Raw genomic sequence first — 15,201 nt, 5'->3', positions numbered from 1 at the left:
GCGCCCTCCGTCACGTCACTTGGTCGGCACGAAGTTGTTCAACACCGTGGTGAAGCGCCGCAGGCTCTGCGTCCAGTCCTTCTCCGGCCCCGACACGTACACGATGTACGACGTCCCGTCACTGCGCCGGAACTCCACTTCCTTCGCGTGCCGTCGCCCGCCCGACCCGGTGAAGCTGAACTCCCACACCGCGCCTTCCTGGTCGTTGATCCGCGCGGCGGCCAGGCTGCTGGTCTGGAAGTCCTTCAGGCTCCGGCTGAGCGAGGCCTCCAGCTGCAGCAGGTGCTCCTGCGGCGCCAGCGGCTGACCGACCGTCACCGCGAACTGCAGGTAGTGGTCGCGCTCGTCGGGCGAGTAGAGGATCTGCGTGCCGCTCTCGCTGCGCACCCAGGTGCCGTCGGTGGGCAGCGGGAAGCGGAACCCCGCCGGGTCGTCCTGCCAGGTGTAGCCGGCGGGCGCGGGCCCCTGCCCGGGTTCGGCGGCGGACGGCGTCGTCCCGCCGCCGCCGGCCTGCTGCTGGTGGCGGTGGGTGGCGTAGTACCCGCCGCCGCCGGCCGCGGCCAGCACCAGGACGGCCGCCAGTGCCAGCAGCGGCCATCGCCTCCGGCCGCCGCGGGCGGCCGGAGGCGGGGTCGCGGTCTCCGCCGGCCCGCCCTGCGACGGCACTCGCGGCGCCGCCGCCGGCTCCGCCTCGGCGGGCGTCTCGTCCGGTTCGACCCGGTCGGCCACCGGCACCTGCTGGGTGGGCAGCCGGTCCTCGCCGGCCTGCTGCGGGACGCGCATGCTGACGGTGTGTCCGGCGGCGACCTCGCGGAGCATCCTGGCGGCCTCGTCGGCGCCGGGCCGGTCCGCCGGGTCCTTGGCCATCAGCGCGGCCAGCACCGGCCCGAGGGCGGCCGCCCGCCGGGACTCCGGCAGCGGCTCGTCGACGACGGCGGTGAGGGTGCCGAGCGGGCTGTCGCGGCGGAACGGCGACTGGCCCTCGACGGCGTGGAACAGCGTCGCGCCGAGCGCCCACAGGTCGGAGGCCGGTCCGGGCCGCTGGCCCTGGGCGCGTTCGGGCGCCAGGTAGTCGGGCGAGCCGACCAGGTCGCCGGGGCGGGTGATCTCCATCGCGCCCTCGAACTTGGCGATGCCGAAGTCGAGCAGCACGACCCGTCCGCTGCCGTGTTCGAGCAGCACGTTGGCGGGCTTGACGTCCCGGTGCAGCACCCCGAGCTGGTGGCCGCGGTGCAGGGCGGCGAGCACCTGGAGGCCGACGTCGGCGGCCTCACGCGGAGTCAGGGTGCCGTCCTGGCTGATCACTTCGGACAGCGCGCGGCCGTCGACGAGCTCCATCACGATCCACGGCCGGCCGTCCTGTTCGAGCACGTCGTGGATGGTGATGACGCCCGGGTGCTTGATCCGGGCGGCGGCCCGGGCCTCGCGCTTCATCCGGGACTGGAGGATCTCCAGGTCCTCCTCCGAGAGATGGCTGACCGTCAGTTCCTTGACGGCGACCTCCCGGTCCAGCATTTCGTCCCTGGCCCGCCAGACGGTCCCCATCCCGCCGCGCCCCAGGCGCTCGCCGAGCGCGTACCGCCCGGCCAGCAGACGGCCTGTCGACTGGTCCTGCCCGCCCATGACCGTCCCCCCCTTCTGACCCCCCACCGTCGGTCGGACGAGGTCGTGGCACCTCGTGTGCCTGCTCGCACCGACGGTTCGAAGGCAAGCCTAGGCTGCGCGGGGCCGCGCGGGAATCACACCCCGGGTTGGGAATCGCACGGTGACCGGCCGCATTCAGCCAGCGACCAGAACGATCCCGGCGACCGCCGCCGCCATCAGCACCAGCACGGCCGCCAGCACCAGCGGACCGAGCATCCGGGCGGGAATCCGCGGCGGACGCCCGGCGGGCGCGGCCTTCTGACGGGACGTCGGCGGGCGCTTGCGCGGGCGGGCGCCGCGCGGGCGGACGGCCGGCGGCCCGGTCTCGGTGCGGGGCGCCGGCAGCGGCGGGGCGGTCGGCCCGTCCGGGTACGGCTCGGGAGCGAACACCAGCAGCTCGCGCAGCTCCTGCTGGACGGCGACCGCGTCGGGCCGGGCCTCGGCGTCCGGGCGCAGCAGCCGCTCCACCAGGGGCCGCAGCGGTCCGCACCCGTCGGCGCGGTGGTGGCGGCCGTCGCGGACGGCGGCCAGCAGCGTCGGCAGGTCGTGCTCGGGGTACGGGCCGTGACCGGTGAGCAGGCGGTACAGCAGGACGCCGAGGGCCCAGGTGTCGGCGGGTGCGCCCGCGTCGATCGCCCAGCGCTCGGCGAGCGGTCCGAGCATGAGCGCGCGGGTCTCGTACACCCGGCGCGGCACTTCGCCGCCGAGCGCCGCGCACAGTTCCTCCTCGGCGGCGCCGAGCAGCAGGCCGCCGAGCATCGCCGCGCCGTCCTCGCAGACCAGCACGGTGCGCGCGGTGACGTTGCCGTGGGTGAGGCCGGTGTCGTGCACGGCCCGCAGCGCCCCGGCCAGGTCGGCGCCGATCTCGGCGACCCGGTAGGGCGACAGCGGCCCGTCGTCCATCAGCCGTTCCAGCGGCACTCCGGAGACCGACTCCTCGGCGACCCACAGCAGTTCGCCCTCGGGTCCGGCGGCGAGTCCGCGCAGCAGCCGCGGGTGGGCGGGCGCGGCGGCCGCGACCTGCGCCACCCGGGCGGTCAGCAGCTGCCCGTAGGAGGGCGCGGCCGGGTCCATCGCCCGGTCGGGCGCGACCAGGTCGGGCAGTTCCAGGCCGAACAGCCGCACCCGGGCGCCGCTGGACCCGTCCACCGCGGGCACGCCGACACCGTCGTCCGGACGGTCCGTCACCCGGTACCGTCCGGCCACCACCTGCCCAGGGGCCGCTCGCATGCCTGTTCCTCACGCCGTAGTGCCGCCAGCCTACGGCCCCGAGCCGCACCCGCCACCTTTCGGTGCGGCCTTTCAACTCCCTTGCCTCTCCCCGCCGGAGGCTCCCGCTCCGGCGGGCGGGCCTACGGCGCGGGCTGGAAGCTCTCGAAGGAGATCCGCCGGGCGAGCGAACCGTCCGGCGCGGACCACACGGCTTCCGGCATGGTCCAGTAGATCGCGTAGCCGTACTTGCCGTCGCCGGTGACGAAGCCGCGGTTCAGCGAGTGCAGCAGGGTGCCGGTCTTGCCGGAGTACGTCCACTCCCAGTCGGCGGCGTTGCTCCAGCCCCGGTAGGCCACCGATTCGACCCGGATCCGGCGGTAGTCCTTCATCGTCGCGGACCGGTCGGACGCCTGCCAGTCCTTGAGCGCGCTGTCCCCGGCGGGCGACTGCCAGTCGATCACCAGCCGCAGCCCGTTGCCCTCGAACTGCCGGCTGGTGGAGCGGTAGTCCGCGCCCTTGTCGGACATCCACTCCGGCAGGGTGATGCTGAAGCCCGACGGGTCCTTGTACACCCGGTACCCGTCGGGCACCTGACCGGACGTCAGGTTGGGCCCGGGCTGCTCCCCGGTGTCCGCCGACGCGCCGGCGCTCGGGCTCGGGCTCGCGGACGGCGAGGCGGACGGGGACGGCTGCACGGGCGCCGCGGTGCTGCCGCCGCCGTCCGCGGTGTTCGCCCCGTTGCCCTTCTCGGCGGGCCACAGCACCACCAGCGCGGCGACCAGCGCCAGCACCGCGACCACCGCGGCGACGGTCAGCAGGGTGCGCCGCCGGGACGCGCCGGCGCGCTGCACCACCGCGGTGTCCGCGCCGGCGGCGGGGTCCGCGGGCAGCGCCCGGGTCGCGGTCTCCGCGGCGACCGGCTCGGCCGGCCTCCCGGCGGCAGCGCGCTTCGACTCGGGGAGCGCCTTCCCGGCGACGATCCGCTGCAGCAGCTCGCGGGCCTCGTCTGCGTCCATCCGCTTCGCGGGGTCCTTCTCCAGCAGGCCCTCGATGACCGGCAGCAGCGGCCCGGCGTGCGGGGGCGGCGGCAGTTCCTCGGTCATCACGGCGGTCAGCGTGGCCAGCGCGGAGCCCCGGTCGTACGGCGGGACGCCCTCGACCATCGCGTACAGGGTGCCGCCGAGCGACCACAGGTCGGACGGCGGGCCGGGCCGCTGCCCGCGGGCCCGCTCGGGCGCGATGTACGAGGGCGCGCCGACCAGCATGCCGGTGGAGGTGATCGAGGTGTCCCCCTCGACGCTGGCGATGCCGAAGTCGGTGAGCACGGTGCGCCCGTCCTCGCCGATCAGCACGTTGGACGGCTTCACGTCGCGGTGCAGCACGCCCTGGCTGTGCGCGGCGCCGAGCACACCGAGCAGATCCAGCCCGATCGCGGCGGCCCGCTCCGGCGTCAGCACGCCGTCCTCGCGGACCACGTCGGCCAGCGAGCGGCCGTCGACGAGCTCCATCACGATCCACGGCCGGTCGTCCTCCTCGACCACGTCGAAGACGGTGACGGCGGCGGTGTGCCGGATCCGGGCGGTGGCCTTGGCCTCGCGCAGGGTGCGGACGATCAGCCGGTGCTTCTCGGCCTCGTCGACGGCCCCGGTCATCCGGAGCTCCTTCACCGCGACGATCCGGCCGAGCATCTCGTCCTCGGCCCGCCACACGGTGCCCATGCCGCCCCGGCCGAGCACCTCGCCCAGCCGGTAGCGGTCCGCCAGCAGTCGGCCGGTCGGTTCCTGCGGCTGCGTCATCGGTGCGCTCTCCCCATGGTGTTGCGGCCCTCGCCGGTCGCCCGGCCGGGACCTGACGGCATGTCGGGCCGCCGCGGGCGGCGGTCGCACGCCGGGGGACCATCATCCCCTGCCGCCGCCCCGCCCGGCCACCCACCCCCACCCGGCTCGCGCCCCGTGCGCCCCTCGTGTCACTTCCGCACCGGTCCGCCGACCGAAAACGACCGCTCCCGACCCGCTCGTACCGCCGTGCGAATAGCGCTGTCCAATCGTCCTTATGCCCTGCTAACCTCTGCGCGCTCTTCACATCATCGCCACGGGGGAAGCCCACATGACCACACCCGAGCCCACCAACCCGTACGCCGGCCCGCCGCAGGCCCCTGCCGCGCCCAACCCGTACGCCGCCCCGCCGCAGACCCCGCCCCCGCCCGGCGGCGTCCCGCTCCCCCCGCCCGCGCCCGCCGAGCAGGCGTGGGGCGGCACCGTCGCCGCCCCGCCGGTGGCACCGGCGGTCCCGGTCGTCAAGAACGTGCCGCTGGCGGTCCTGGCCGGCGTCGGTGCGACACTGGCCGCCGCCCTGCTCTACGGCTTCATCGTCAAGGCCATGGAGCGCGAGTTCTCCGTCCTGGCGATCGGCATCGGCGCCGCGGTCGGCTTCGCGGTCGGCAAGGTCGGCGGTGCGCACCGGGCGCTGCCGCCGGTCGCTGCCCTGATCACCCTGTTCGGCGTGTTCTTCGGCGAGCTGTTCGGTCTGGCGCTGTTGGTCCACGAGAAGCTCGGCGCCGACGTCGTCCCGCTCTTCACCGAGCACTTCGACCTGCTGTTCGAAGGCTGGAAGGCCGACTTCGACCTCCTGTCGGTGCTGTTCCTGGGACTCGGTGCGTTCTTCGGCGCCAGCGCCGCCAAGAAGTTCGGCGATTCCTGACGGACCACCAGGAAGGGCCCCCGCCGAGTACGGCAGGGGCCCTTTCCGCTGATCGGGATCAGTGGCCGGAGTTGACCGTGACCTCGACCCGCTGGAACTCCTTCAGCTCGGTGTAGCCGGTGGTGGCCATCGCCCGGCGCAGCGCGCCGAACATGTTCATGGTGCCGTCGGGGGTGTGCGACGGGCCGGCCAGGATCTGCTCGGTGGAGCCGACGGTGCCCAGGTGCACCCGCTTGCCGCGCGGCAGCTCCTCGTGGACGGCCTCCATGCCCCAGTGGTAGCCCTGGCCGGGCGCGTCGGTGGCACGGGCCAGCGCGGCGCCGATCATCACCGCGTCGGCGCCGCAGGCGACGGCCTTCGGGATGTCGCCGCTGTAGCCGACGCCGCCGTCCGCGATGACGTGCACGTAGCGGCCGCCGGACTCGTCCATGTAGTCCCGCCGGGCCGCCGCGACGTCCGCCACCGCGGTCGCCATCGGCACCTGGATGCCCAGCACGTTGCGGGTGGTGTGCGCGGCGCCGCCGCCGAAGCCGACCAGCACGCCGGCCGCGCCGGTGCGCATCAGGTGCAGCGCGGCGGTGTAGGTGGCGCAGCCGCCGACGATCACCGGGACGTCCAGCTCGTAGATGAACTGCTTCAGGTTCAGCGGCTCGGCCGCGCCCGACACGTGCTCGGCGGACACCGTGGTGCCGCGGATCACGAACACGTCGACGCCGGCGTCCACCACGGCCTTGGAGAACTCGGCGGTGCGCTGCGGCGACAGCGCCGCGGCGGTGACCACGCCCGAGTCACGGACCTCCTTGATCCGCTCCTTGATCAGCTCGGCCTTGATCGGCGCGGCGTACACCTCCTGCAGGCGACGGGTCGCGTCCGCCTCGTCGGAGATCGACGCGATCTCCTCCAGCAGCGGCTGCGGGTCCTCGTACCGCGTCCACAGGCCTTCCAGGTTCAGCACGCCCAGGCCGCCCAGCTGCCCGATCGCGATCGCCTGCTGCGGCGACACCACGCTGTCCATCGGCGCCGCCAGGAACGGCAGCTCGAACCGGTAGGCGTCGATCTGCCAAGCGATCGAGACCTCCTTCGGGTCACGCGTACGGCGGCTGGGGACGACGGCGATGTCGTCGAAGGAGTACGCCCGGCGGCCGCGCTTGCCTCGCCCGATCTCGATCTCAGTCACTTCGAGCCCTTCTGCTGCTTTCCATCTCCCGACCGGGTCACCCCGGTCGCCACCCAAGTATCCCGTACCGCCCCGGCCGCCCCGTCAGGGGCGCACCGAACAGCGAAAACCGCCCGGGCCGCAGCGTGGACTGCGATCCGGGCGGCTCCCTGGAACCCTCAGCGCGAGGTGTAGTTCGGCGCCTCGACCGTCATCTGGATGTCGTGCGGGTGGCTCTCCTTGAGGCCCGCCGAGGTGATCCGGACGAACCGGCCCTTGGTCTGCATCTCGTCGACCGACCCGGCGCCGACGTAGCCCATGGTCTGCCGCAGGCCGCCGACCAGCTGGAACAGCACCGCGGACAGCGGGCCGCGGTACGGCACCTGGCCCTCGATGCCCTCGGCGATCAGCTTCTCGTCCGAGGACACCTCGGCCTGGAAGTAGCGGTCCTTGGAGAAGGACTTCGCCTGGCCGCGGGTCTGCATCGCGCCCAGCGAGCCCATACCGCGGTACGACTTGTACTGCTTGCCGTTGATGAACAGCAGCTCGCCCGGCGACTCCTCGCAGCCGGCCAGCAGCGAGCCCAGCATCACGGTGTCGGCGCCGGCGCACAGCGCCTTGCCGATGTCACCGGAGTACTGCAGGCCGCCGTCGCCGATGATCGGGACGCCCGCGCTCTGACAGGCCTGCGCGGCCTCGTAGATCGCGGTGACCTGCGGCACGCCGACGCCGGCGACCACGCGGGTGGTGCAGATCGAGCCCGGGCCGACGCCGACCTTCACGCCGTCCACGCCCGCGTCGATCAGCGCCTGCGCGCCGTCCCGGGTGGCGACGTTGCCGCCGACCACGTCGACCGACACGGCGGACTTGATCTTCGAGATCCAGGCCAGCGCGTTGTGCGAGTGGCCGTGCGAGGTGTCCACCACGAGGAAGTCCACGCCCGCGCCGACCAGCGCCTGGGCCCGGTCGAACGCCTCCGCGGAGGCGCCGACGGCGGCGCCGACCAGCAGACGGCCCTCGGCGTCCTTCGCGGCGTTCGGGTACTTCTCCGCCTTGACGAAGTCCTTGACGGTGATCAGGCCCTTGATCCGGCCCTCGTCGTCGACCAGCGGCAGCTTCTCGATCTTGTGGCGGCGCAGCAGCGCGATCGCGTCCTCGCCGGAGATCCCGACCTTGCCGGTGATCAGCGGCATCGGCGTCATGATCTCGGCGACCTTGCGGCTGCGGTCGGTCTCGAAGGCCATGTCACGGTTGGTGACGATGCCCAGCAGCTTGCCGTCCGGGCTCGCGACCGGGACGCCGGAGATCCGGAACCGGGCGCACAGCGCGTCGGCCTCGGCCAGGGTGGCCTCCGGGCCGACCGTGATCGGGTCGGTCACCATGCCGGACTCGGAGCGCTTCACCAGGTCGACCTGGTTGACCTGGTCCTCGATCGACAGGTTGCGGTGCAGGACGCCGACGCCGCCCTGCCGGGCCATCGCGATCGCCATCCGCGACTCGGTGACCTTGTCCATCGCCGCCGACAGCAGCGGGATGTTGACCCGCACGTTCCGGGAGATCCGCGAGGAGGTGTCGACCTGGTTGGGGAGCACCTCGGAAGCCCCGGGCAGCAGCAGGACGTCGTCGTACGTGAGTCCGAGCATGGCGAACTTCTCGGGTACGCCGGCGGCGTTGTAAGACATGGGGAACCTTCCGTGGCGGGCCGTCGTTCTGCGCACGGGCGCCAGGGCTCTCTCGGCCGCCAAGGACGCCCGGCGTTCGGTCGATCCTCCAACCGAGGACCGCGCACACCGGAGAAACTTTGGCGACCCGACCAGGCGCCGATACCCCATGGTACTGGTGCCGCGGGGTGCGTCGTCGCGCCCTCTTGACAACGCGCGCGCCCCCGCGCTTCTTCCCCCGGCCGGACCGGCTAGCCGGACTCCTCCGCCAGCGCCCGCAGCCGCGACAGCGCCCGGTGCTGGGCCACCCGCACCGCGCCCGGCGACATGCCGAGCACCTCGCCGGTCTCCTCCGCCGACAGCCCGTCCGCCACCCGCAGCAGCACCAGCTCGCGCTGCCGGGCCGGCAGGTTGGACAGCAGCTCCTTGATCCACGCGGCGTCGCTGGACAGCAGCGCCCGCTCCTCGGGGCCGAGCGAGTCGTCCGGCGTCTCCGGCAGGTCGTCCGGCGGGATCACCGTCGAACCGGGCCCGCGCATCGCGGCCCGCTGCAGATCGGCGATCTTGTGCGCGGCGATCCCGTACACGAAGGCCTCGAACGGGCGGCCGGTGTCCCGGTAGCGGGGCAGCGCGCACAGCACGGCTACGCACACCTCCTGCGCCACGTCGTCCACATGGTGCCGGGCCCCGCCGGGCAGCCGGACCAACCGCCCCCGGCAGTACCGCAGCGCCAGCGGCAGCACGTACCCGAGCAGCGCCTCGATCGCCGGGCCGTCCCCGCGCACCGCGGCCGCGACCAGCGCGGCCTCCTCCGGCGAGGTGGCACCCGCGACCTGCGGACGAGCGCCCGCATCCGACGCACCGTCGGATCCCGCCGCCCGACCCTCCGGTGCCGACGACGGAGCGGCAGCCGCACCCCCGGGGGCGGGCTGCGCCGGTTCGGTGCCGGCGGCCTCCTCGTCGTCATGCATCGGTCCATGGTGCCTGGTCGGACCGGAAAACGCGGCACCGCGTCCGGACTTGTGCATCGGAACGTTATGCGTCGCCGGGTGCACCGTGCCGCCTCCCCTGCCTGTCCGCTGGTCCCCGAGGTGCTCCACTACTCCATGGTGCAGCCTCGGGACCACAACGTCACACGTCCGAGCGAACGCAGTTGTCCCCGCACCCGCTCAGCGGACCAGGCCCCAGCGGAAGCCCAGCGCCACCGCGTGCGCGCGGTCCGAGGCCCCGAGCTTCTTGAACAGCCGCCTGGCGTGCGTCTTCACGGTGTCCTCGGACAGGAACAGCTCGCGGCCGATCTCCGCGTTGCTGCGGCCGTGGCTCATCCCCTCCAGCACCTGGATCTCACGGGCCGTCAGAGTCGGTGCGGCGCCCATGTCCGGGCTGCGCAGCCGGCGCGGCGCCAGGCGCCAGGTCGGGTCGGCCAGCGCCTGGGTGACGGTGGCCCGCAGCTCGGCGCGCGAGGCGTCCTTGTGCAGGTAGCCGCGGGCCCCGGCGGCGACCGCGAGGGCCACGCCGTCCAGGTCCTCGGCCACGGTGAGCATGATGATCCGGGCGCCCGGGTCGGCCGAGAGCAGTCGGCGGACCGTCTCCACCCCGCCGAGCCCGGGCATCCGAACGTCCATCAGAACGAGATCGGAACGGTCGGCCACCCAGCGGCGGAGGACCTCCTCACCGTTCGTCGCAGTGGTCACCCGGTCCACGCCGGGCACGGTCGCCACCGCGCGGCGCAGTGCCTCCCGGGCGAGCGGGGAATCGTCGCAGACGAGTACGGATGTCATGACCGTCCTCCGCAGCTGATCCGCGTCACGTTGAGCCTCCTGGCTGGTACGAACCTCTCCGACACGGCCGCCGGGACGGACCCCGTTCCGATCGCCTCGCTCCGCGACCGATCCCGATGTCCTGCGCCTGCTGACCGCCTCCGTACATCCAACGACCGTCACTCGAATGAGTTACGGCTCAGGTCCATCTCCACCACTGTACGTGGCCGACCCATCACACAAGAGCCACCTCGCGGTGCACACGCCGCACTTTTGTGCAGCTCGCGCGCGGTGTCCGCGCCGCGCACGCCTTCCGGCCGCGGCCCGCGCCCCGTCGAGCCTCCGATCGGGGAGTGGCGCGACTCAAAACCTATTGCACCGTTTGTCCGTTTTTATAGCTTCCGTTAGGTCATTGACTGTTGTGTCGGACTGTGGGTGACTTGTCCGTGTAGTTGGGTGTAAGTCATATTTCCAGGTGTCCGTATCGGTCCCGTGCAGCCTCGCCGGAGCAAGCCCGTCCGGGCCGCCAGGTCCCGCACCCTCGAAGGGAATGAGCCATGGCAGATTTCTCCCGCCTCCCCGGCCCCAACGCAGACCTCTGGGACTGGCAGCTCTCCGCCGCCTGCCGCGGCGTCGACAGCTCGCTGTTCTTCCACCCCGAGGGCGAACGCGGCGCGGCCCGGACCTCCCGCGAGGCGAGCGCCAAGGAGGTCTGCATGCGCTGCCCGGTGCGCGCCCAGTGCGCGGCCCACGCCCTCGCCGTCCGCGAGCCCTACGGGGTCTGGGGCGGCATGACGGAGGACGAGCGCGAAGAACTGCTCGGCCGCTCCCGCAACCGACTGGTCCAGGTCCCGCTGGCGATGCCGCAGGCCGTCCGCCACTGAGCGCCCGATGAGCGGCCGCGCATGCCCCCGTCAGCTGTCCCGGCAGCGGCCCTCAAACAGCTGAAAAAACGTTTCCCTGAATCCGCCGCGCCGCCCGCTCACCGGTCGGCGCGGACGCCTCACCGGGCGGCAGCCGCCGCCGCGAGCTGATCCAGCATCAGCTCCACCGCCGGAACCCCCGCCAGGTCCGGCAGGGTCAGCGCCACCACCTCGCGCCGCGCGGGCTCCCCCGACGCGACCCGCACCGGCACCGCCACCACCCCCGGATGCCGCACCGACTCCAGCGCCAGGCCCGGCAGCACCGCCACCCCCAGACCCGCGCCCACCAGGCCCACCACCGCCGGATAGTCGTCGGTGGCGAACTCGATCGCCGGCGCGAAGCCTGCGTCCGTGCACAGTTCCACCAGGTGCCCCCGGCACTGCGGACAGCCTGCGATCCACTGCTCCCGCGCCAGCTCCGCGAGATCCACCGGCTCGCCCTCGCCCCGGCCCGCCAGCGGATGCCCGGCCGGCACCAGCCCCACCAGCGGATCGTCCAGCAGCGGCCGCACCACCAGCTCCGACCAGTCGTTCGCCGCGGCCGTCGCCGCTGCCTCCAGCGCCGCCTCCGCGCGGGCCTCGCGCAACGTCGCGTGCGGGGACGGCAGGCTCAGCCCGCCCTGCGAGTCCGGGTACCGGAACGCCAGCGCCACCTCGCACTCCCCGCCCCGCAGCATCGCCAGCGCCTGCGGCGGCTCCGCCTCCACCAACGACACCCGCACCCCCGGATGCGCCGCCCGCACCTGCGCCACCGACCGCGGCACCAGCGTCGAACTCGCTGTCGGGAACGAGACCAACCGCACCCGGCCCGCCCGCAGCCCGGCGATCGCCGCGACCTCCTCCTCCGCGGCCGACAGCCCCGCGAGGATCCCGTTCGCATGCTTCAACAGCACCCGCCCGGCCTCGCTCAACTGCATCTCCCGCCCCGACCGCACCACCAGCGGGGTGTCCACCGCCTTCTCCAGCGCCTTCATCTGCTGACTCACCGCAGGCTGCGTGCACCCCAGCTCCCGCGCCGCAGCGGAGAACGACCCGGTCCGGGCGACGGCATGCAGAACACGGAGGTGGCGGGCTTCAATCACGCCATCAACCTTAGGGGAGAGCGCAGCGGGCACGGACGGACGCGAAACCGGCGGCGCGAGCGGGTGCACGAGCGGGTGCGAAAGCAGGGGCGCTGGGGGTACCCCCAGGCGAAGCCGAGGGGGCGGAACTGCGCGCAGCGGAAGGCACCCACCAGCAAGATCGCAACGCAGGACAATGACCTGCACGTGCTCGCGACCTTGCGGACGTGGCCTGCGCTTGTCGCGCAGTTCCCCCCGCCCACCTGCCCATGCGAAAGGGCGCGAGGCCCTGCACGCTCCGAGCCTCGCACTACGAGAGTGCATGGCCGGTCGCGCAGTTCCTCGCGCCCCTGCGGTCGCTGCCCCTCAGGGGTCAGCTAGATGATTGATGCCAAGGGCTCGCTGGCGTGCATGAAATGACGCGAGGGAGTCCAAAGGTCGGTTGTGACGCCTGACCTGGACTCCCTCGCGACCGCACTCTACGTGAAGACCGACGACCTGCTGAAGGAATCGCCCCATCTGGCGCCGTGGCGACCCGAGATCGGGATCGCGCCCCGGCTCAGCGATGCCGAACTGGTCACCCTGGCGGTGATGCAGGCCCTGCTCGGCTTCACCTCCGAGCGCCGCTGGATCCGTTACGCCACCGCCCGCCTGCGGCACCTGTTCCCGTACCTGCCCGGGCAGTCCGGCTACAACCGGCGCCTGCGCAAGGCCGCCGGCCTGATCGCCCGCGTCAACCGCCTGGTCGCGATCGACACCTCGCTGTGGACCGACAGCGTGTGGGTCGTCGACTCCACCCCGGTGGAATGTGGGCGCTCACGCGAGACCGCCAAGCGCTCCGACCTGGCCGGATGGGCCGAGTACGGCTACTGCGCCAGCCACTCCCGCTACTTCTGGGGTCTGCGCCTGCATCTGGTGTGCACCCTGCACGGCCTGCCCGTCGCGTTCGCGCTGACCGGCGCGAAGGCCGACGAGCGCCAGACCCTGCTCGGCATCCTCCACGCCGAACCCGACCTGGCCGGTTCCCGACCGGGCCAGACCCTGATCGGCGACCGGCACTACTACGGCCGCGCCTTCGAACACGAACTCGCCGAGTGGGGCGTCCACCTGCTCCGCCCGGCCCGCAAGGGCGAACCCGAGCGGGCCGGAGCCAGGCTGTTCAAGCCGCTGCGGCAGATCATCGAGTCGGTCAACCAGACGTTCAAGGCCCAACTCGACCTCGAACGCCACCAGGGCCGCACGCCGGCCGGGGTGATGGTCCGTGTCCTGCAACGCATCCTCGCACTGACCTCGGCGATCTGGCACAACGACCGGACCGGTCAGCCCGTCATGCGCTCGCTGACCGCCTACGACCACTAACCCTTCGCATCATTCATCTAGCGGCCGGCGCTTCAGTGGCTGTGGCCGTGCCCGCCGTGCGAGTGGCCGTGGCCCGCCGCGTCGTCCTCTTCCTTCTTCTCGACCACGAGGGTCTCGGTGGTGAGTAGGAGGGAGGCGATGGAGGCGGCGTTCTCCAGGGCGGAGCGGGTGACCTTGACCGGGTCGATGACGCCGGCCTTGACCAGGTCGCCGTACTCGCCGGTGGCGGCGTTGTAGCCCTGGCCGGCCTCCAGCTCGGAGACCTTGGAGGTGATGACGTAGCCCTCAAGACCGGCGTTCTGGGCGATCCAGCGCAGCGGCTCGACCAGGGCGCGGCGGACCACGGCGACACCGGTCGCCTCGTCGCCGGACAGGCCGAGGCCGTCCTCCAGGACCTTCGCGGCGTGCACCAGCGAGGCGCCGCCACCGGCGACGATGCCCTCCTCGACCGCGGCGCGGGTCGCGGAGATGGCGTCCTCCAGGCGGTGCTTGCGCTCCTTGAGCTCGACCTCGGTGGCCGCGCCGACCTTGATCACGCAGACGCCGCCGGCCAGCTTGGCGAGGCGCTCCTGGAGCTTCTCGCGGTCCCAGTCGGAGTCGGTGTTGGCGATCTCGGCCTTGATCTGGGCGACCCGGCCGGCGACCGCGTCGGACGCGCCGGCGCCGTCGACGACGATGGTCTCGTCCTTGGTGACGGTGATGCGGCGGGCGGAGCCCAGCACGTCCAGGCCGACCTGGTCGAGCTTGAGGCCGACCTCCTCGGAGATGACCTGGCCGCCGGTCAGGGTGGCGATGTCGCCGAGGATGGCCTTGCGGCGGTCACCGAAGCCGGGGGCCTTGACCGCGACCGCGTTGAAGGTGCCGCGGATCTTGTTGACCACCAGGGTGGAGAGGGCCTCGCCGTCGACGTCCTCGGCGATGATCAGCAGCGGGCGGGAGCCGCCGGCCTGCAGAACCTTCTCCAGCAGCGGCAGGAGCTCCTGGATGCTGGAGATCTTGCCCTGGTTGATCAGGATGTACGGGTCCTCCAGGACGGCTTCCTGGCGCTCCGCGTCGGTGACGAAGTACGGCGAGAGGTAGCCCTTGTCGAACTGCATGCCCTCGGTGAACTCGAGCTCGACGCCGAAGGCGTTGGACTCCTCGACGGTGATGACACCGTCCTTGCCGACCTTGTCGATCGCCTCGGCGATCAGCTCGCCGACCTGGGTGTCCTGGGCGGAGAGGGAGGCGACGGCGGCGATGTCGTCCTTGCCCTCGATCTCGCGGGCGATGGACAGCAGGTGCTCGGAGACGGCGGCGACGGCCTTGTCGATGCCCTTCTTCAGGGCGGCCGGGCCGGCGCCGGCGGCGACGTTGCGCAGACCCTCGTTGACCAGGGCCTGGGCCAGCACGGTGGCGGTGGTGGTGCCGTCACCCGCGACGTCGTTGGTCTTGGTGGCGACCTCCTTGACCAGCTGCGCGCCGAGGTTCTCGTACGGGTCGTCGAGCTCGACCTCGCGGGCGATGGTCACACCGTCGTTGGTGATGGTGGGGGCGCCGAACTTCTTGTCGATGACGACGTTGCGGCCCTTGGGGCCGATGGTCACCTTGACGGTGTCGGCAAGCTTGTTGACGCCGCGCTCCAGCGAGCGGCGGGCGTCCTCGTCGAACTGCAGGGTCTTCGCCATGATCCCGTTTCCTCAGGGTGTGGTCTGCGTACGTGGAGCAACAACCGCGCCCCGGGCC

General features: G+C 72.7%; 12 protein-coding genes. 3 read left to right on the top strand and 9 right to left on the bottom strand.

The genetic code is table 11. The features are described from left to right. Positions 1–15 precede the first annotated feature (15 nt). The 3 genes from ACI1MP_RS23015 to ACI1MP_RS23005 form a co-directional block, all read right to left on the bottom strand. Entirely contained in the window at positions 16–1,623 is a 1,608-nt protein-coding gene (locus ACI1MP_RS23015) for a protein kinase domain-containing protein (protein ID WP_387994097.1), read from the bottom strand. 156 nt (positions 1,624–1,779) lie between these two features. Further along, positions 1,780–2,874, bottom strand: coding sequence for a protein kinase (locus ACI1MP_RS23010; RefSeq protein ID WP_380334584.1), 1,095 nt, complete (start codon positions 2,872–2,874; stop codon positions 1,780–1,782). 122 nt (positions 2,875–2,996) lie between these two features. Then, on the bottom strand, positions 2,997–4,652 hold the full coding sequence (locus ACI1MP_RS23005; RefSeq protein WP_380334581.1) for a serine/threonine-protein kinase: 1,656 nt from the start codon (positions 4,650–4,652) through the stop codon (positions 2,997–2,999). A gap of 310 nt (positions 4,653–4,962) precedes the next feature. On the opposite strand from ACI1MP_RS23005, the gene ACI1MP_RS23000 reads away from it, so the two are divergent. Continuing rightward, on the top strand, positions 4,963–5,556 hold the full coding sequence (locus tag ACI1MP_RS23000; RefSeq protein ID WP_404869371.1) for a hypothetical protein: 594 nt from the start codon (positions 4,963–4,965) through the stop codon (positions 5,554–5,556). A 58-nt stretch (positions 5,557–5,614) separates the two neighbouring features. On the opposite strand, the gene ACI1MP_RS22995 is transcribed toward ACI1MP_RS23000, so the two are convergent. The 4 genes from ACI1MP_RS22995 to ACI1MP_RS22980 all read right to left on the bottom strand — a co-directional run bounded on the left by ACI1MP_RS22995 (position 5,615) and on the right by ACI1MP_RS22980 (position 10,154). Beyond that, a complete protein-coding gene (locus ACI1MP_RS22995) occupies positions 5,615–6,733 on the bottom strand; it encodes a GuaB3 family IMP dehydrogenase-related protein (RefSeq protein WP_380334575.1) in 1,119 nt (372 codons plus the stop codon). Between the two features lie 158 nt (positions 6,734–6,891). Further along, on the bottom strand, positions 6,892–8,394 hold the full coding sequence (gene guaB, locus ACI1MP_RS22990) for an IMP dehydrogenase (RefSeq protein ID WP_043914495.1): 1,503 nt from the start codon (positions 8,392–8,394) through the stop codon (positions 6,892–6,894). 230 nt (positions 8,395–8,624) lie between these two features. Beyond that, the gene (gene shbA, locus ACI1MP_RS22985) at positions 8,625–9,344 is read right to left on the bottom strand and encodes an RNA polymerase sigma factor ShbA (protein ID WP_100587201.1); all 720 of its coding nucleotides are present in this window, start codon (positions 9,342–9,344) and stop codon (positions 8,625–8,627) included. A gap of 198 nt (positions 9,345–9,542) precedes the next feature. Continuing rightward, positions 9,543–10,154, bottom strand: coding sequence for a response regulator transcription factor (locus tag ACI1MP_RS22980; RefSeq protein ID WP_014136228.1), 612 nt, complete (start codon positions 10,152–10,154; stop codon positions 9,543–9,545). A 536-nt stretch (positions 10,155–10,690) separates the two neighbouring features. On the opposite strand from ACI1MP_RS22980, the gene ACI1MP_RS22975 reads away from it, so the two are divergent. Further along, positions 10,691–11,017 (top strand): WhiB family transcriptional regulator, encoded by a 327-nt coding sequence (locus ACI1MP_RS22975; RefSeq protein ID WP_380334570.1) that lies wholly within the window; start codon positions 10,691–10,693, stop codon positions 11,015–11,017. 119 nt (positions 11,018–11,136) lie between these two features. Here ACI1MP_RS22975 and ACI1MP_RS22970 read toward each other — a convergent pair whose 3' ends face one another. Continuing rightward, positions 11,137–12,138 carry a LysR family transcriptional regulator gene (locus ACI1MP_RS22970; RefSeq protein ID WP_043914497.1) on the bottom strand — a complete coding sequence of 334 codons (1,002 nt, stop codon included), beginning with the start codon at positions 12,136–12,138 and terminating at the stop codon, positions 11,137–11,139. Between the two features lie 423 nt (positions 12,139–12,561). Between ACI1MP_RS22970 and ACI1MP_RS22965 the strand changes: the two genes are divergently transcribed. Then, positions 12,562–13,476 carry an IS982 family transposase gene (locus ACI1MP_RS22965; RefSeq protein ID WP_404867869.1) on the top strand — a complete coding sequence of 305 codons (915 nt, stop codon included), beginning with the start codon at positions 12,562–12,564 and terminating at the stop codon, positions 13,474–13,476. Positions 13,477–13,508: 32 nt separating this feature from the next. Here ACI1MP_RS22965 and groL read toward each other — a convergent pair whose 3' ends face one another. After that, positions 13,509–15,143: a chaperonin GroEL gene (gene groL / locus ACI1MP_RS22960; protein ID WP_380334565.1), complete on the bottom strand. Its 1,635-nt coding sequence runs from the start codon at positions 15,141–15,143 to the stop codon at positions 13,509–13,511. Positions 15,144–15,201 lie beyond the last annotated feature (58 nt).

Origin of the sequence: Kitasatospora griseola, from assembly GCF_044999035.1 — a bacterium.
In the GTDB taxonomy this organism is placed as follows: domain Bacteria; phylum Actinomycetota; class Actinomycetes; order Streptomycetales; family Streptomycetaceae; genus Kitasatospora; species Kitasatospora griseola.
Note: the sequence above shows the minus strand (reverse complement) of the source record. Positions and strands in the feature narration are given on the sequence as shown.

What these genes read in the sequence shown, in the direction of transcription:
- ACI1MP_RS23015 (WP_387994097.1), bottom strand. Translation starts at nt 1,623, where the DNA reads ATGGGCGGGCAGGACCAGTCGACAGGCCGTCTGCTGGCCGGGCGGTAC.
- ACI1MP_RS23010 (WP_380334584.1), bottom strand. Translation starts at nt 2,874, where the DNA reads ATGCGAGCGGCCCCTGGGCAGGTGGTGGCCGGACGGTACCGGGTGACG.
- ACI1MP_RS23005 (WP_380334581.1), bottom strand. Translation starts at nt 4,652, where the DNA reads ATGACGCAGCCGCAGGAACCGACCGGCCGACTGCTGGCGGACCGCTAC.
- ACI1MP_RS23000 (WP_404869371.1), top strand. Translation starts at nt 4,963, where the DNA reads ATGACCACACCCGAGCCCACCAACCCGTACGCCGGCCCGCCGCAGGCC.
- guaB (WP_043914495.1), bottom strand. Translation starts at nt 8,394, where the DNA reads ATGTCTTACAACGCCGCCGGCGTACCCGAGAAGTTCGCCATGCTCGGA.
- shbA (WP_100587201.1), bottom strand. Translation starts at nt 9,344, where the DNA reads ATGCATGACGACGAGGAGGCCGCCGGCACCGAACCGGCGCAGCCCGCC.
- ACI1MP_RS22980 (WP_014136228.1), bottom strand. Translation starts at nt 10,154, where the DNA reads ATGACATCCGTACTCGTCTGCGACGATTCCCCGCTCGCCCGGGAGGCA.
- ACI1MP_RS22975 (WP_380334570.1), top strand. Translation starts at nt 10,691, where the DNA reads ATGGCAGATTTCTCCCGCCTCCCCGGCCCCAACGCAGACCTCTGGGAC.
- groL (WP_380334565.1), bottom strand. Translation starts at nt 15,143, where the DNA reads ATGGCGAAGACCCTGCAGTTCGACGAGGACGCCCGCCGCTCGCTGGAG.